Source organism: Bacillus mycoides (assembly GCF_001757995.1).
Classification (GTDB): Bacteria; Bacillota; Bacilli; order Bacillales; family Bacillaceae_G; genus Bacillus_A; species Bacillus_A mycoides_B.
In genome coordinates, this window is sequence record NZ_LXLV01000094.1 from 1 (window position 1) to 16347 (window position 16347).

Below are 16347 nucleotides of genomic sequence, written 5' to 3' on the forward strand. Positions count from 1 at the left end.
ATTCCTTATAATACTGTAATTGAAACGCTTCGTGAAATAATGGGAAGTGGTTTGATTCCGAGTGTTATAAAAATCGATATAGAAGCATAAATAAAAGGACAGAATTAATTCTGTCCTTTTATTTATGCTTCTATATCGATTTTTATAACACTCGGAATCAAACCACTTCCCATTATTTCACGAAGCGTTTCAATTACAGTATTATAAGGAATCTTTTCTTTATGTACTAGTGAAAGAGTAGTAGCTTCATAGTCTTTACGATACGGCTCAAGTATCATAATTTCATTCATCTTATTCAACAAAAGAGCCTTACCTCTGTAGGCAAGACTCCACTAGTATAGTTATATAGTATTTACATAGCAAATAAGAAACATAAAACATATAATACCAAGTAACAGAACCCTAACATTCCGCCTATAGCTAGTACCTGTTTAACCCAGCTCTTGAATTTCAGATTACTGTCAATAATCGCTTGCACTCTTTCCATATCCGTTTCCTCCTATTAAGGAGAACCCTTAAAGACTCTCACCTCGCTATGATACCATTAAGGAATGACTAATAGAGGTCTAATTTTTGTCTAAATGTATAATATTACCCTATATGCAATATTGCATATAAGAATGTATTGATAAAAATGTAAGCGCTTACTATAATAAAAGCATAAAGATAAATCACATCATAGCATCAACAACAGAGGAGGAAATAATATGACAATCGCAATGGCAGTTTTATCATTCTTAGGTGGAGTACTTCCATTAGTAACAGAACTTTTAAAAGCAGTAATGTAAATTCATTATTCCACAATTATTTATAAAAATTATCATACCTTAATACGAAAAAAGAGGAGGAAATAATATGGCAATCGCAATGGCAGTTTTAAAATTTGTAGGTGGAATCATTCCATTTGTACAAGAACTTTTAAAAGCAGTAATGTAAATTCATTATTCCGCAATTATTTATAAAAATTATCATACAAATGATCTGTATATCAAAAGTGAATTGATTTGCAGATCATTTGTGTGAGCAAAGTCCCTTTAGCATTATGAAGGGACTTTTTTAAATTTCTACATACTTGAGGTTCCATCACATCAACATCAAATTAAAGCACTTTAAAAAAATTTAAAAGTGCTTTTTATTTATTATAAATACGAATGTAAACTTTTAAATATTAGTTTACTTTCATTTTCTTGATTTCATTGGGTTTATCCTACCTTAGCTATTTTTAGCAAAAACACCGAGAAAAGTATACATTCAAAAATGCATGAATAAAGGGATTGCAAAATCTATTCGAAGTAAAGAACTACTTAATTAAAATGATCTAATTAATCAAAAATCTCATAATTATGATAATATATTGTTTAACAGATGTTAAAAAGGAGGACATAACAATATGACTGATTCTAAACAAAAAACACCCCTTTGGGAATGGTTTGCTTATCTTGGAGCAACCGTAACAATTATAAAACTTGTATATACATATTTATTTTAAAATCAAACTGTAGCTTTAAAATAAAGTTTGATTAAAAATATCTACTCCCACCCTTACTCTACGGAATATAAAAAGAATCTATTTTGCTATAATTGATTGATTTGTTTTAAAAGCTTTTATTAAGGGGGAATGACTGCAACCCTGTTACTACCACTAGAAAGAGAGACGAATTAAATGGGATTTCATGTAGATTTAAAGGAATTCAATGAAGTACTGGCCAAACTCCAAAAAGACACCAGTAAAACAAATAATCAACTTGAACAAGCCCAAAAAGCATTGAATGGTATTATCCAGGCCGATGCCATGCAGGGTGCAACAGGAAATGCGATTGTCAACGACATCAATAATAACCAAAGTGCAGTTGTGACTGGGTTGAAAGTTACCAATGAATTTCTCATTGCGGAAATGTTGACAACCTTAAAGGATTTTCAGTCAACAACGGGAGAAAGTGATGAGAATGCGGTTATTCTGGAAGATGCATTACTGCAAACACAAAACAAACTTTCCAATCTCCAACCCAAGAAACATGAAATGGATAGTCGCATCTCTAATATTTACAACAGCGTGAACGATTTGATTTCATTGAGTATGCCGAGAAGCCAGTTTGATGAAAAACTGGTTGCAGCCAGCAAAGAACTAGAGGATACGATTCAAAAAGTACAACAATTTGAAAGCAAAAAAGAAAAAAGCAATGCGGAAGACATTCTCGATGCCCTAAACAAGCAAGTTCAAATTGCGGGGAAAATGAGTAATTTATCTTATACTGATCCGAAACTGCAAACTTTCTTTGCGCAAGATGCGTTGGCAAAAGGCATTCATGAAATGGATACAGAAATCACGAAGGCGGAAAAAGAGGCGCAACTGCAAGCTGAAAAAGAAATGAAGAAAAAACAAGAGGAATGGGCGAAAAATCATCCATTGGAGGCTTGGCTTCAAAACTTTTCCGATAGTGCCGGTGAGAAATGGGATGTATTGAGAAAAGGCACAAAATGGGTAGGGGAGAACATTCCTTTCCTGAAAGGACTTTCTGATGATTTCTTGGCGTTAGAAGGTTTTATAGGGGCGGCAGGTTCCGCGATTAGTGGGGCTGCGATAGGTGCAATAAAATTAGGTTTCCTAATCGCAGAGCTTGGTGAGTGGGGTTATAACTCGATACGCGGCGTAGAAACAGAACAATGGAAACTGGACGATATTTATGGTGCATGGGACGGTACGAAGAAACTCGCCGAGTATGGGATTGTAGGCTCTATCACAATTGCGGCTCCTTATCTTAGTGTTTTCTTAAATAATCCCGCATACACGGACAAAATTCCCGTGCTGGATAACCTCGCTAGAACCTTTAGAAGAGACCAAAAAGAAATGTTCAACGCAGCGAAAAGTTATGTAGAAAAAGCCATGACCGACCCTTATGCTTTTGGTGGCATGGGATTTGATATTGTCAGTTGTCTTTTCGGCGTTGGTGAAGTAAACGCCGCAGTGAAAGGATCAGCTACAGCTGGAAAAATCGCAGAGGGTAAAAATGTCTTTCGGGCAGCAGGGAAACGCGATAAAATAGTTGGTAAGTCGGAAGAAGTAGAAACATTCATGAATAAGTTGCCGGATAGTATGAAGAATGTCAGGGAAAAGATTAAAAATATTGAGATCCCGAATTTATTCCCTGAACCTGCGCTAGCAAGTGGAGGGAAAGTCGGAGAAAGAAAGACACTTGGAGAGTTATTTTCTGTTGCTAAGAGTGAAACTAAGGGTACGGGTAATGGTAATAGGTTGAATTTAGAAGATATCACTAGTGGGATTTTGAAAACTAAACCAATGAATTCGCCTAAGCCCGATAAATGGTATAAGAAGGGTGGAAGTATCTCCATCGATGATAATGGCACTTGGACATATACTAACAAATCTGGAGTATCAGTAAATTATCCGAATGGTTACCCAGATTTTACACCTTATATGCATCCAAATGTTAAACCTGTACAAATAGAAGTCCATTCACCTAAAAATAATCCGAAAGATTTTGAAAATGCAAATATAGCAGCTAAACTTACAAAAGATACCGATCCACCAATAATAGATAATCAAAGGCCACCAGAAGGTTATACATGGCATCATCATGAAGATGGAAAAACTATGATGCTAGTAGATGAAGATATCCACAGAGAGTTTAGACACATTGGTGGTCAATCAAAGGTTAATGGGAAAAATAAAAATAAGTAATGATATAGGAGTGAGAGTATGACAAAAATGCTTAGTGAAAATCCAAAAGTTTCTTTACAGGATATAAAACAATTTGAACAAAAGTGTGATGTTACACTACCTAAGCAATATGTTGATTTTTTATTAGAATACAATGGAGGATTTCCTCAAGAATCTAACTTCAAAATCTCTGATGATGAAGGAGAAAGCTTAGTCAATAAGTTTTATGGAATTGGGGATATGAAAAGTAATCTAGGCAAAGTTTTTGAGGTTTTAGAAGGAGAAATACCAGAAGATTTTATTTCAATTGCTAATGATCCAGCAGGAAATGAGATTTTATTAGGAATTAATGGAAATTTTCAGGGGAAAGTATATTTTTGGATTCATGATATAGAACCTGAAGACGAAATGGACAATATGTTTATCCTTGCAGATACCTTCAATGAATTTATGGGTATGCTTCACTAATACATCATATCGCATATATAGTAACAACAGCATTAAAATATTATTAACATCTTTATAGCAAGGGAATGCTTGTAGACTGATCTATACTGCATTCCCTTATTGTATGTATGCTATATTCTTATTCGCCTTTTTCTAACAGTAGAACCACGAATCTTGGCGAAGACATTGGTTTTTGCCCTGTCCTGGGGTCCGTCCTCGCTTTTTATTCCACGGTTCCCTTGACCACGAGCCTCCGAACCCTCAAACTCCCAAAGCTAACCCCAGCGGGCAAAAACCGCCCTTCTGGGGCCACCCCTGGCGAGTTTGCATGAGGGTTCCCCTCATCGTCAAGGAACTTTCGCGGCATAAACGCCAGGACTCAGCGAGTCCACATGCGTCGCCACCACGATTCCTTTTTAATCTCTTGTACTTCTTCATTGTTTACTTGTTGTTCGGATGAATCTATTTCTAATATCGCTTGTTTTTCTTCTATCATAATTCTTTTTAAATCTTGAATCTCTCTCATCAAATACATAATTTGTTCATCTTTCTTATTTGCTTGATCTTTCATTGCCTTTTCTAATTCTTCCGCAACTATTTTTCTCACTTCATCTAAGGTAAACATAGTCTGTTCAAATGTTTGTTTAGAAGTGTTTTCCTGAACAACTTCCATATCAACAGCAATATATTTTTTAAAACCTTCTTTGTCTAATACTTCTAGAATCTCTTTATGAGGGACATTCTTTTTATTTCGAAGTTTATTAATAAATTTTAAAACGTCCACACATTCAGAAGAAATATAGTACTTATTTTTCTCCCCCTGTTTGAATAGAATAAATTCTTCATAAGTATTGCAATTTCGTTTAATTGTCATTGAAGATACACCAACTTGTTTTGCTATATCTTCAGCCGATAGCCAAATTAATTCATATTTTTCCCTAATCATTGTTTAAATCACTCCTATCTAAACAAACAAACAGCATCTGAACATTGTCCGTAAACATTATTATATCAGGTGTTTAGGTGCTGTTCAGATAAATACCTTGTTCAGATGAACACTTATTAAAAATATTTAAACAAACACCTAAACATCTTCATGAATTTTGTTCCTAAATAGGGATCCCCTAAACCTTCCTATATACACATAAATTAACTATTTGTTTTTTAGCATAATAATTTTTAATTAAAAAACAAGCTATTCTATAAAATTGGAAATTCTGAATTAAAAAAGACAGAAGAGCATAAGGGGTTTTTGGGCCCAACTAGGGGTTGGGACTAGGCGGAGCCTAGCTTAAACGTGGGTACACGAAAATTCCCAGGATGTCCACTCACTGACGACACAAAACCCTCCAAATGTCCCCATTGTGTCCCTAGATGTAGACTCAGTGAGTACACAAAGTCCCTTTGATGTCTCCATATGAGTACTCACTAAGGACATGATATTTTTAATAAATTGCAATCAAACATTACTTTAAAATACTAAAAGAAAACAATAGGCATTAAATAAATATAAATTCTTAATCTAGAAATAAATAACAACAAAATACTAGATGCTATTTAGATGCTTCAGAATCCTTTTTAAAGAATATAAATCTAAAACAATACTATTTTATCGTTAAAACGAAAATAAACGCTTAAAAAGCAAAATAAACAGGTTTAAAAGAAAGGTTTCCTTTACTTTTGGGGTTGAGGCTGGTTCGTCGTGTGGGGACGAGCCCCCACTTATTACGTATCTATCAATATGGTAAGTGAAATTATTAGACGAAAGCACTAGCGGTTCGGCTCGTATAATAGCAAATTCAAGCCGATGATCATAAATAGTTGCTTTTGGATGTATCGGCTTGGTGATATCCAAACTCGAGCCGAAAAAAGTTTTGCAAGGATGTAGCAACGCGAAAGAAAATACGACCCGTTCCTTGCGGAACTTTTAGCCCTTTATATAGAGAGTGAGAAGGGACAAGCATACAAAATTAGTGTAACCTGTATGAAATTCATACAGGTTACACTAATTTTATAGGTAAATTTTTCAATTCTTTTGGTTTTCTTATAAACATAGTTTGTAATGTTTGATTAATATTGTCTCGATCTCCACAAAGAATCATATTAGGATTTATGTAAAGTGCATACATTCTAGCATTAATTCCATCTCTACCCGACTCAAAACGTCCAATTAGACCCTTTTCAATTAATTGTTTTATTAATCTACTAACTGTATTTTTACTAGAACCTATTTTTTCTGCTATTTCAGTTTGAGTCATAGGTAACTGCTCTTTTGCATTAATATCATGAACAATACAGTTAGATCGAAACCCTATAAAACCAATGATTTTGTTTAAAAACATAATTTCTTCGTTTTTCAAATAATTATTCTGAATAAGATATAACCAATTCTCTTGAATAATTTGAGCGAATTTAGCTTTATTCTTCACTTTCCGTTCTGGGACTAATTTCATACCATGAGAATTAGCTTTTGCTTGAAGTTCATTTGCTAAATACATCTCTTCTTCTGACAAAATCTTCGAATCCTCGATATCTCTTAATCTTGCATTTTTTTCAGCTTGTTTTAAATTGATAGTATTTGTCAGGGGTACAGCCAACGTACTAACATAAAACCCACGCTAAGGAAAAGAAAGCTTGATATAAAAGGATTTCTAGCGTAACAAAAAGGATTGTGATAAATAATGCTACAAATTATTTTTGATACAGTATTTTGTTACAGCTAAATTGGCTAAATAAAGGCTAACGCTTCTTGAGACCATCGCCGTAACAAAAACGTCCATTTTAGTTACAGCCCTTAGCGTACAAAAATCAAGGTTTTCACTTCAAAAAAATGTCTTAACGTGGGTTTTATGTCATTTAGTTGGCGGGATCCCTATAAGAGAAAACCCTGAAAAATCAATGAAATTCAGGTTTGAGTGTGCGTTTAGAATCACACCTTCATATTCACAAAATTTAGGTGTCACTTTTTTGGGACACTTTTAAGTAAATAGCCTATAAACGTTGATTTAAAAGGATTTTAGGTGTTAACTTTTTTCACTTATCGTTTTTCCTTAAACGTCAGTTATCAATTTCGGTAAGTACGAAAAACCCTTTATTTTCAATGTTTCTAAAAGATTTCCGAAATTAAAAAATTTCCCTAGTTCTCCACTTCGATAACTACGAAAATACAGCAAGGTTCAACTAGATGCCCTTTTGATTATAAGAGAATTGGCGAAGCCTGAACTCCTTCCCTAATTTTCGTTATACATCGACAAACTTCTATTAAAGGAATATGGTATATGATTTGGCACAGTTGAAAACCCAGTCATATCAAAGGTTTTCACGTTTCCACTATTTCAAAAAAATATCAAAAACATAGGGTTTTTCTTTTTCGAAAAGGGTTATTTGGGAAGGTGGATTTAGAATCTAATAGAAATGCTTCCAAAACTTCTCCCCACCTAATAACATATCAATCTATAGTCTTACCTTATATTTAAACAGTAGTATCAAACCCCTCAGAATCCCTTATATTCTCTTTTTGTTTATTAATGGCCTTTCATATTAGGAATCAACCAAACACCTCATACAATTAAATCTGAAAAGCCAGTTATCACGGATAACTTTTATTTTTGCTAGTAAAACATAAAACCACTACATTCCCCCAATAAAATCCCTAATTATCTTCCTCCACTATGTAAAAGCTAGTATCTGGTTTCTTTAAAATTTCAAGTACCATATAGTTAATAGGCACTCAACACCCATACATAAATAGGCAACATAGAACGAAATAAGTAGAAAAACAAAGAAGAGAGAAGATGCACTAGAGAGAACAACAAAAGCCCAGAGAGATAGAAAAAGACAAAGGAATATGGTATATGATTTGGCGGATTTTAAAATCCAGTCATATCAAGGGTTTTCGCAGTCCTCCTGTATCGAAGAAACAACAAAAACATAGGGTTTGTAATTTCGCAAAAGGGTAAAAATGGAAGTAAGGAGTGAACCGAAGAACAGAATAAAAAGCCACACAGAGTAACAAAGGAAAAACAAACCTCAAATACGCAAAAAAGCTAGGGAATATGGTATATGATTTGGCGGATTTTAAAATCCAGTCATACCAAGGGGTTGCGCATTCCTCCTGTATTGAAAAAAACAACAAAAACATAGGGTTTGTAATTTCGTAAAAGGGATAAATTGGGGTTTTATTGCAAAAAAAAAGCTATCTTCATTAATATGTAGATAGCTTTTCTAATTGTGTATCTAATTCATTTAAATAAGCAATTTCTTCATCAATTGTATGTTCTTCAAATCGTAAAACACTTGTGAAATCAAGTTGTTGTTCAGCATAATGATAAACCGTCTTAGCACCTCTACCACGCTTAGTTTGATAGATTAGCTCATTATTGTCTCTTAATGTCGCTATATGCCTTTCTAATGAACGAACAGAAACATCTAATTCCTCAGCTATACTTTTAATGTTCCCTTCATATGTACCGCCATTCTCCTTGAAAAATTCACGTAATCTCGCTTCAGTATCCATTATGTATATACCTTTGTTCTCATAGAATTGCCATTCAAAATAGCCACTTAGATTACAAGGAATGCCTGTACATATTTCAATCCAGGTTGATTTAAAGTTGCGATATTTGCCCGAATAAGCGTGCTTAATACATTTCCCTAGCTCACGTTCTGTAAATGGATGATCGTGCTCGTTTTGGACCTTAGGAAGCCATTGAGAGTACATATAGTTCGCGCATTCTTCTTGCGTATACTTCAGCCATCTTAATACTAAAGCTAAAGTAAAGGCTGCGTGATCACGGTAACTTACGTCACCGTTTAATAGAGCTGCTACAGCCGGTTCTTTTTTAAATGATTCTTGTTTGAAATCTATAACCGAGTTTTCTCTCTTTCTACGCTCGTCTCGCTCATTTAAAAGCCATCTAAACGCATTTATAGAGTGAACATCCTCATTGTACAGTCTTACCATCTTGCCCGTTCTAGGGCTGTTTTTAGGCATTACAAATACGTGATTTGCATTAAAACAGGAAGCATCTGCTAAACCATCTAACTTACGAGTCATTTCTTTTACCACTTGCTCGTATAAATGAACCGAAGGTGGTGTGCCAGCCATCTTTTTCAATAGAATGGTCCCTGCATAATTTCCTTTAGTCGGTGTATCCCATATCATCGAAAGCTCAACACCGAGCTTCTTTTTGACAAATAAACGTAATTCATCTTTACTCATAACGACATTACTTTTATCTAAATCAAAATCCAATATGATTACGCCTAATAAAGATAAAACTTCTTTAGTAAAGAAACGATAATCTATAAACATATTAGGAGTGAAATAACTAAATTTCTTTGTAGCTTCTAATAGTTTCTCCATTGTTTTTACGGTCTTTTTGTCCAATAATAGGCGCGTTTCTTTATCAAAATTCATTACAAAAGCGTTCATTTGAATTTGACGACCCTTTGTATCACGTTCGCCTTTACGATGTTCGAATAAATCACGTAGCATTATCTCAAAGCATTCTTTAACCGTAATATTTCTACCTTTTTCAGGGCGTTTACGCTTTTTCTTTTTCTCATTCTTCTCTTCTTTTTGCATATATGTAAGGTAATATTCTCTAACTTGACGTTCATATAGAACTTGACTGAATTCTTTAGATATATAATTTCGACTTACATATTTTGTACCGATTTTCGTTTTTGAAAGCTTAAACAGCTCTTTCTTTACTTTCCCAGGTACATAGGAATATGATCTAATATAATCTAAAACTACAGAATCGATTTTTCTCTCAATCTGTTTAAATGTTAACACAAAAAAATCACACTCCTCTTGTAAAAAACACAACAAAGAAGACTAGTGCGATTCCCACCCAAACCTATAACAATTTTTCATTTTAAAAAGGATTTCAATAAATACTTGAAAATTACTTAATTACTAGTTATTATAATACTAGTTAATTTATTAAATAATCCCTAAAAAACAATAAATCACTTTTAGTCGAGTTGATACATTTTGTTGGTGGGAATCACGAAGAATTGATGTGGGGACATCGATTCTTTTTTTTATCTTCATTTTTAATACTTTACTGTTTTTTTGTGATAATTCTAGCTTTTCCCTGCTTTTTCTCATCTTTTTCTTGTAGATAATTGTAACACAGACCCGAACAAAAACGTAAATGCTATTTTCATACGTAGTTCTTTTTTTTACTCAAAAACCCCTCAAATCCTTTTAATCTAGTCTTCTCTTTTAATACCAAGTTCTTTCATTCTTCTATATAGTGTTGTTTTACTAATCCCTGTAATAGCTGTAATCTGAGGTACATTAGCTTCTCTATTGAGATACATATCGATTGCCTTTTGTAGCTTCGTACCTGAATCACCATATACTTTAGGTCTACCAAACTTAACACCGCTTTTTTGCGCTAAAGCAATGCCCTCATCTTGTCTCTTCTTCATTTTCTCTCTTTCCTTTTCAGCAATGGCCAAGTGCATCAAAACTTGCATATGGCCGAACGCTCTCGTAATGACATCATCGTGAGTCATCATACTATTTAAGTACTCCATATCTAAAAAGATAAGCTGTACGCTCATACGTGAATAGAAATCAACTTCTTCTTTACCTTCAGCAAAGTTACGTGCAAAACGATCTATTTCGTGAAAGTAAATCGTATCCCCCGGCTGCACCTTTGATTTTAATTCCTGGTATGCTGGTCTATCAAAGTTTTTTCCACTCTGTTTATCTATGTAAATATTTTCTTTCAAAATCCCTTTTTCTAATAATGATTCAATTTGACGTTTTTCGTTCTGTTGTTTACTTGAGATACGGATATAGCCAAAATTCATACAAAATCCTCCTGTTTTCAATACACACTTTCGGTACGTACTTACGGTACTGTTTGAACCTCATAATTATGCTTCAAAAATCGCGTTCCGTAAAGTGTACTTTATGGTATTGTTAATAGATTAATGCTTTCACAGGAAGATTCTTTTCCTTTAATAAAAACACTCGTCATACGAGATCTTTGTGTAGCAATGTAACCAAATCATAAGACAAGTATTAGGGGACATTGTAACAGTAAAAATATACCTTTGTTGTCCACTAATACTTATAGAATAATACGGTTCGATTTCTACATAGCCCCTAATCCTTTGAGTCGATTTTTTCCTTGATATACTCAATAAAATTAGGAGCATTATCATTCTTAATCACTTCAATTTTATCTATTACTTTGAATTTAATATCTTGGGATAGATCGTCTCTTTCGTTGATGTCTGTTTCTTTAAGATGTTTCCTAATAATAGGATCAATTTGGTTTAAGAAGTATACAGTATCCTTATCAAAGTTTTGACACATATAAAAAATCAACACCTTTATCGAATTTTCAAGACAAGTACTTTCTTATTTTTTTCAAAGAACCTTTATGGTAGTAATTAATAGCTTGAATGGTTTGTCCATAATGTTCCGCAATCTCCGTAAGCGTTTTTTCCTCTAGGTAGTATAAACTTAATACCTCTAATTCTTTATATGATAATTGAGTTAATGCCATTTCTAATTTTTCATCACGAATCTGGGCTAACAAGCTATTACTATCTTCTTTTTGAAGTAACATCTCTAGAGGTGTTTTATCTTGTGATCGAACAAACTCAACTACGGTTGTGTTTACTGTCTCCTTATCTTTACTCACAAATTTGTCTAACACTAAAGGATAACGACTACTACGTAATTTAAACCGTTTATCATAATCAATAGCGTATCTCTTTATAAATCCTGAAAGGTATTTTAAAATTCTCCGTTCAATATAGAGTGCTCTAAAGCTATTGTTTAACTGACTAACATTTTCTTCAGACGGATTGTCTATCAATTTTTTGAATAGCATATTATTTTCTTCTACTTGAAGGAATTCTTTTATTAAACTAATTTCATTAATCTGGTTCATCTTTTCTTTCAAAAATTTAACTTCTGCTTTTATCTCTTTATCATCCTTTTTTAAAGTAACTTCGTGTTTCAATTTTAGCCCTCCCTAAAATCCCCTTTTTATTAAAGGTGAAAAAAGATAAAACTATTTTTTATTTCACTATACCCTTTGGGATTTTTTGTATTTCAAACACCAAAAAACCAAACGTACGTTCTTATTTTGTATCCATTATATAACAATAATTTTATAATATGCAAGACTATTAATTCTAATTTGAAAGAAAATATCAAAAAGAAGTCCCAAATTCGGAACTCCTTTTTTTATATTGCTTGATATGCAGTCAAGATGCTAAGATTAGGATAAAAAGTAAAGGATTGGTGCACGATGAAGTACGCCTTAGGATACATTCTACTGCTAATCAACATTTTGCTTGCAACTCCAATATTAAACAGAATGCTTACTAACCAAATCACCCAATGGGACGCCATTTCATATTTCTGTCCCCTCATTACAGTAATAGCTTTGGTGTACCTATTAGGAAAGAACAAGGTTAGAAACATTCACTGGCAAATCAATTTCATAGGACACATCGTTGTCGGTTTAATACCAATTCTGTTTTTGCTGTCCGTATTCATCCGGTTTTAGAAGAAACATTTAGTCTGGAAGAATATAATAATAGCTGATGCTGTTGCTGGATCAGTTGCATAGTTAGTTCGGTTAGATACACAAGAAACAAAGCTCTTATCACAGTTAGCACAACGATTTGAACTATATTTGCCATAGCAATCATCGTGGATATAGCAACAACCATCAATTTTATTTTTAAGTGCTCCACCACCAGTTGCATTACCGCAACCTTTACCACACCATTTATATCCACCTGGTAAACAGAAGTCAAAGAATCCTTTTGCTTTATACATTTCTGGTTCAGCTTTAAGAGCTTCGAAAGGTCTGTCATCAGTGCTAAGCATATTAATCCAAGCAGCTTCAACATCTTGTTGGATTTTCTCAGAATAAGTAACAACGAATTGTTTCGTTTCCACATCATAACTTACCATTTTAATATATTGATGACCATTTTCCTCAACAATCATATCTACAGTAGCTGTTTCAAAAGTTTTGCCCTCTTTATTTGTCGCAAGACCGAACAGTAAGCGGATATTAGAGTTAGTATCTAATAAGTAATGAACCTCTGCTTTTTCTGCACGATCATTTAAAATGTCATACTCAATACCTTTGTGTTCAAGAACAGTAATTTCTTTACCAAACTCTGCTTTCAAATAGCCTTGAAGCTCCTTGAATACTTTGTTCGATTCTACAACTTGTAACTTGTCATTCAAGCTTTTTGCTTCGATTAACTGAAAGTTGTTAATTGCCATTTCCATAGAAAATCGCTCCTTAAAATTTAATTGAGTAAGAAGTTGTGTACTCAACCTCTTCTAATTGTTAAAGGTGAAACGAATATCGGGAAATTAAAAAAGAATTTGAAAAAAAATAAAAAAGATTTGGCAGAGCCAGATCTTTTTTATTTTTCCTATTTAAATTTCACCTCCATGTAAAAGGAGGTTTTTATATGAGTACTGAAGTTGTTGTACCAAAAGTATTGAAAACAACACATTCTCAAAAGAATTACGGAATTTCTATTGTGAATGCAGAAGATTTTTGGCAAGAAGGATACAAAGGTCAAGGAGTAAACATCGCGGTAATTGATTCCGGTTGTGATTATCACGAAGAACTAAACAGAAATATCATTGATGTTTTCAATTTAACAACAGATGATAACGGTAATCTCAACGTAGTAACAGATCATTATGGCCACGGCACACACGTAGCTGGTATTATTGCAGCTACAAATGAGTCAAACCTTATTGGTATCGCCCCGGAAGCTAATTTAGTCATTATTAAAGTCATAAACCAACAAGGTAATAGTGATGCACAAACGTTAATCAAAGGAATTGAATTAGCCTTAAATTGGAGAGGTAAAAACGGAGAAAAAATCGATATTATCAATCTCTCTTTAGGCAGTAAGAAGGACAACGAGGAATTAAGGAACGTAATAAAATTCGCTGTCTCACAAAATGTATTTATTGTAACAGCAGCCGGGAATGAAGGAGATGGAAGTGATATAACGGATGAACTTTCCTATCCTGGCTTTTATGAGGAAGTTATCCAAATAGGAGCTATCGATGAAGAATTTAGGCTTGCTAAATTCAGTAACACGAACAGCACGATAGATTATTTAAGCCCTGGTGATAAAATATTCTCTACTTATAAAGACAATACGTACCAAACATTATCAGGAACTTCAATGGCTGCACCCCAAGCATCAGGAGCTATCGCTTTATTATTAAGTTATTTGAAATCGAATAACATCGATTACACACAAGAATTAGTCGATTTATATCTTAGACTAAACGCAATTGAGCTATCTGGCTACTCAGAGAAAGCACAAGGTAAAGGAGTTCTTCATCTAAACAAGATGGTAGGTGAAGAAGATGGATCTTAACCAATATGTAAGTTTAATCGGAAATTTCGGTTTTCCATTAGTCCTAGCAACCTACTTATTACTCCGTATGGAAAGAAAAATCGAATCATTAACAGACGCGATTAACGAACTTCACAATTACATTGAGAGCGAGAGAAAATCGAAATAAAACACAAAAAAGAGGTACCGAATTCGGTACCTCTTTTTTCTTTATAAGGTGATAGTTGGACTCGAACCAACGGTCAAGGTTTTGCGGACCTTTGCTTTGCCTAACTTAGCTATACCACCACGAAATAGTATTAAAGGTGATAGCCGGATTCGAACCGGCGCTCAAGGTTTTGCAGACCTATGCCTTACCACTTGGCTATATCACCACGAAAATCGCCTTTATCTATATAGGTGAAATGAAAACAGCCAAATTAAAAATAATAATAAAATTTTTTTATTTTTTTTTAATTTTAAAGTTTTCATTTCACCTTATACACTATAAACAATTTTTTGGAGGGATAAATTATGCCATATTCTATGACAGTATACACAATGTCTCATTGCGCTCCTTGTAATGAATTCAAAAATTTTCTTGATAAAAACAACATCAACTACCTAGTTAAAGAAATAACAGGCGATAAAGAAGCATCAAAAGAGTTTAACGATAAAGGATTTATGTATACACCCACTTCTATTATTGAAATTGATGGTAAAACTCACACAATTGTCGGGGGCAACAGAGAAGAAGTTGAACAGCTTTTACATATCAAGTAAACAAGAAAGACCTGGTGGTTACCAGGTCTTTCTTTCTAAGGAGTGATTATTTATGAACGGAAAATTACTAGAAAAAGACTTGAAAAAATACAATCAAATTAAAACCGATTTACTGAAAATGTCTAAGTGTATTGAGTGTTGTGAACAGGAGAATGAACGAGTAATGTATCAAAACGTTACTATGGAGTATTCCAAAGAATTAAAGCAACTTCAGAAGGCTCTAGAAGCGACATATGGAGTTAAATTATGTAGTTGTTATAAAGTAGAGGGATAATGCAAGCGATCATCACTAAAAAGGTATATAATGAATATAAGTTATATATGTCTCCCATAGTGACTTTAGATAGTGAGGTGCTAGTATTATGAATCAAAAACAAATTAAAGAACTTCCTACTTCCGTTCAACACGTTCTTAAAGTAATGCGAGGCGAAGAAAGCTTAAAACAACGACAAGCGATCAAGCCAGTAGACTTTCATTCTTATACAGCTGAAGAGATATTCCCAAATAGTCCTGAAATGCAAAGATACTTCAACAAACAAAAGAAACTTAAAACAATATAAGCCGTAAGGGTAACAAAACCACCAAGATAACTTTATTTGGTGGTTTTTATATTTTTTCACACATAAATAAAAGGACAGAATTAATTCTGTCCTTTTATTTATGCTTCTATATCGATTTTTATAACACTCGGAATCAAACCACTTCCCATTATTTCACGAAGCGTTTCAATTACAGTATTATAAGGAATCTTTTCTTTATGTACTAGTGAAAGAGTAGTAGCTTCATAGTCTTTACGATACGGCTCAAGTATCATAATTTCATTCATCTTATTCAACAAAAGAGCCTTACCTCTGTAGGCAAGACTCCACTAGTATAGTTATATAGTATTTACATAGCAAATAAGAAACATAAAACATATAATACCAAGTAACAGAACCCTAACATTCCGCCTATAGCTAGTACCTGTTTAACCCAGCTCTTGAATTTCAGATTACTGTCAATAATCGCTTGCACTCTTTCCATATCCGTTTCCTCCTATTAAGGAGAACCCTTAAAGACGCTCGACTCAT

At 33.6% G+C, this 16347-nt stretch carries 17 protein-coding genes and 2 tRNA genes; 7 read left to right on the plus strand and 12 right to left on the minus strand.

Annotated elements, in window-relative coordinates; genetic code table 11:
• Positions 1-122: 122 nt before the first annotated feature.
• Both BWGOE10_RS28245 and BWGOE10_RS33770 read right to left on the minus strand, forming a co-directional pair.
• On the minus strand, positions 123-302 hold the full coding sequence (locus BWGOE10_RS28245) for a hypothetical protein (protein WP_070145982.1): 180 nt from the start codon (positions 300-302) through the stop codon (positions 123-125).
• A 50-nt stretch (positions 303-352) separates the two neighbouring features.
• Positions 353-487, minus strand: coding sequence for a hypothetical protein (locus tag BWGOE10_RS33770; protein ID WP_255266617.1), 135 nt, complete (start codon positions 485-487; stop codon positions 353-355).
• A 1176-nt stretch (positions 488-1663) separates the two neighbouring features.
• Between BWGOE10_RS33770 and BWGOE10_RS30700 the strand changes: the two genes are divergently transcribed.
• Positions 1664-3700: an HNH endonuclease gene (locus tag BWGOE10_RS30700; protein ID WP_081338234.1), complete on the plus strand. Its 2037-nt coding sequence runs from the start codon at positions 1664-1666 to the stop codon at positions 3698-3700.
• An 18-nt stretch (positions 3701-3718) separates the two neighbouring features.
• Positions 3719-4147, plus strand: coding sequence for an SMI1/KNR4 family protein (locus BWGOE10_RS28260; protein ID WP_070145908.1), 429 nt, complete (start codon positions 3719-3721; stop codon positions 4145-4147).
• Between the two features lie 358 nt (positions 4148-4505).
• Here BWGOE10_RS28260 and BWGOE10_RS28265 read toward each other — a convergent pair whose 3' ends face one another.
• The 6 genes from BWGOE10_RS28265 to BWGOE10_RS28295 form a co-directional block, all read right to left on the minus strand.
• Complete coding sequence (locus tag BWGOE10_RS28265) at positions 4506-5072, minus strand: hypothetical protein (RefSeq protein WP_070145833.1); 567 nt, start codon at positions 5070-5072, stop codon at positions 4506-4508.
• 1054 nt (positions 5073-6126) lie between these two features.
• Positions 6127-6711, minus strand: a complete 585-nt coding sequence (locus BWGOE10_RS28270) for a replication/maintenance protein RepL (protein WP_002193740.1) — start codon at positions 6709-6711, stop codon at positions 6127-6129.
• Positions 6712-8330: 1619 nt separating this feature from the next.
• Entirely contained in the window at positions 8331-9926 is a 1596-nt protein-coding gene (locus BWGOE10_RS28275) for a hypothetical protein (protein WP_070145846.1), read from the minus strand.
• A 422-nt stretch (positions 9927-10348) separates the two neighbouring features.
• Positions 10349-10957 carry a recombinase family protein gene (locus BWGOE10_RS28280; protein WP_070145844.1) on the minus strand — a complete coding sequence of 203 codons (609 nt, stop codon included), beginning with the start codon at positions 10955-10957 and terminating at the stop codon, positions 10349-10351.
• Positions 10958-11496: 539 nt separating this feature from the next.
• A complete protein-coding gene (locus BWGOE10_RS28290; protein ID WP_070145976.1) occupies positions 11497-12123 on the minus strand; it encodes a sigma-70 family RNA polymerase sigma factor in 627 nt (208 codons plus the stop codon).
• Positions 12124-12671: 548 nt separating this feature from the next.
• Entirely contained in the window at positions 12672-13415 is a 744-nt protein-coding gene (locus BWGOE10_RS28295; RefSeq protein ID WP_070145977.1) for a hypothetical protein, read from the minus strand.
• A 188-nt stretch (positions 13416-13603) separates the two neighbouring features.
• Between BWGOE10_RS28295 and BWGOE10_RS28300 the strand changes: the two genes are divergently transcribed.
• Complete coding sequence (locus BWGOE10_RS28300) at positions 13604-14536, plus strand: S8 family peptidase (RefSeq protein WP_070145978.1); 933 nt, start codon at positions 13604-13606, stop codon at positions 14534-14536.
• Positions 14526-14684 carry a YvrJ family protein gene (locus tag BWGOE10_RS30705; protein WP_081338240.1) on the plus strand — a complete coding sequence of 53 codons (159 nt, stop codon included), beginning with the start codon at positions 14526-14528 and terminating at the stop codon, positions 14682-14684. The genes BWGOE10_RS28300 and BWGOE10_RS30705 overlap by 11 nt, the downstream gene beginning before the upstream one ends.
• A 46-nt stretch (positions 14685-14730) precedes the next feature.
• On the opposite strand, the gene BWGOE10_RS28305 is transcribed toward BWGOE10_RS30705, so the two are convergent.
• Together BWGOE10_RS28305 and BWGOE10_RS28310 are read right to left on the minus strand one after the other, a co-directional pair.
• A tRNA-Cys gene (locus BWGOE10_RS28305) sits at positions 14731-14803 on the minus strand.
• Between the two features lie 15 nt (positions 14804-14818).
• Positions 14819-14889 (minus strand) — tRNA-Cys (locus tag BWGOE10_RS28310).
• Positions 14890-15028: 139 nt separating this feature from the next.
• Here BWGOE10_RS28310 and BWGOE10_RS28315 point away from each other — a divergent pair.
• The 3 genes from BWGOE10_RS28315 (at position 15029) to BWGOE10_RS28325 (ending at position 15837) form a co-directional block, all read left to right on the plus strand.
• Positions 15029-15277 (plus strand): glutaredoxin family protein, encoded by a 249-nt coding sequence (locus tag BWGOE10_RS28315; protein WP_070145979.1) that lies wholly within the window; start codon positions 15029-15031, stop codon positions 15275-15277.
• A gap of 52 nt (positions 15278-15329) precedes the next feature.
• Positions 15330-15551 (plus strand): hypothetical protein, encoded by a 222-nt coding sequence (locus tag BWGOE10_RS28320; RefSeq protein ID WP_070145980.1) that lies wholly within the window; start codon positions 15330-15332, stop codon positions 15549-15551.
• A gap of 88 nt (positions 15552-15639) precedes the next feature.
• Positions 15640-15837, plus strand: a complete 198-nt coding sequence (locus BWGOE10_RS28325) for a hypothetical protein (protein ID WP_070145981.1) — start codon at positions 15640-15642, stop codon at positions 15835-15837.
• A gap of 98 nt (positions 15838-15935) precedes the next feature.
• Here the strand turns inward: BWGOE10_RS28325 and BWGOE10_RS28330 are convergent, their stop codons facing one another.
• Together BWGOE10_RS28330 and BWGOE10_RS33775 are read right to left on the minus strand one after the other, a co-directional pair.
• Positions 15936-16115, minus strand: a complete 180-nt coding sequence (locus BWGOE10_RS28330; RefSeq protein WP_070145982.1) for a hypothetical protein — start codon at positions 16113-16115, stop codon at positions 15936-15938.
• Between the two features lie 50 nt (positions 16116-16165).
• Positions 16166-16300 (minus strand): hypothetical protein, encoded by a 135-nt coding sequence (locus BWGOE10_RS33775; RefSeq protein ID WP_255266617.1) that lies wholly within the window; start codon positions 16298-16300, stop codon positions 16166-16168.
• Positions 16301-16347: the final 47 nt, after the last annotated feature.

What these genes read in the sequence shown, in the direction of transcription:
- BWGOE10_RS33770 (WP_255266617.1), bottom strand. Translation starts at nt 487, where the DNA reads ATGGAAAGAGTGCAAGCGATTATTGACAGTAATCTGAAATTCAAGAGC.
- BWGOE10_RS30700 (WP_081338234.1), top strand. Translation starts at nt 1,664, where the DNA reads ATGGGATTTCATGTAGATTTAAAGGAATTCAATGAAGTACTGGCCAAA.
- BWGOE10_RS28260 (WP_070145908.1), top strand. Translation starts at nt 3,719, where the DNA reads ATGACAAAAATGCTTAGTGAAAATCCAAAAGTTTCTTTACAGGATATA.
- BWGOE10_RS28265 (WP_070145833.1), bottom strand. Translation starts at nt 5,072, where the DNA reads ATGATTAGGGAAAAATATGAATTAATTTGGCTATCGGCTGAAGATATA.
- BWGOE10_RS28280 (WP_070145844.1), bottom strand. Translation starts at nt 10,957, where the DNA reads ATGAATTTTGGCTATATCCGTATCTCAAGTAAACAACAGAACGAAAAA.
- BWGOE10_RS28295 (WP_070145977.1), bottom strand. Translation starts at nt 13,415, where the DNA reads ATGGAAATGGCAATTAACAACTTTCAGTTAATCGAAGCAAAAAGCTTG.
- BWGOE10_RS28300 (WP_070145978.1), top strand. Translation starts at nt 13,604, where the DNA reads ATGAGTACTGAAGTTGTTGTACCAAAAGTATTGAAAACAACACATTCT.
- BWGOE10_RS30705 (WP_081338240.1), top strand. Translation starts at nt 14,526, where the DNA reads ATGGATCTTAACCAATATGTAAGTTTAATCGGAAATTTCGGTTTTCCA.
- BWGOE10_RS28315 (WP_070145979.1), top strand. Translation starts at nt 15,029, where the DNA reads ATGCCATATTCTATGACAGTATACACAATGTCTCATTGCGCTCCTTGT.
- BWGOE10_RS28320 (WP_070145980.1), top strand. Translation starts at nt 15,330, where the DNA reads ATGAACGGAAAATTACTAGAAAAAGACTTGAAAAAATACAATCAAATT.
- BWGOE10_RS28325 (WP_070145981.1), top strand. Translation starts at nt 15,640, where the DNA reads ATGAATCAAAAACAAATTAAAGAACTTCCTACTTCCGTTCAACACGTT.
- BWGOE10_RS33775 (WP_255266617.1), bottom strand. Translation starts at nt 16,300, where the DNA reads ATGGAAAGAGTGCAAGCGATTATTGACAGTAATCTGAAATTCAAGAGC.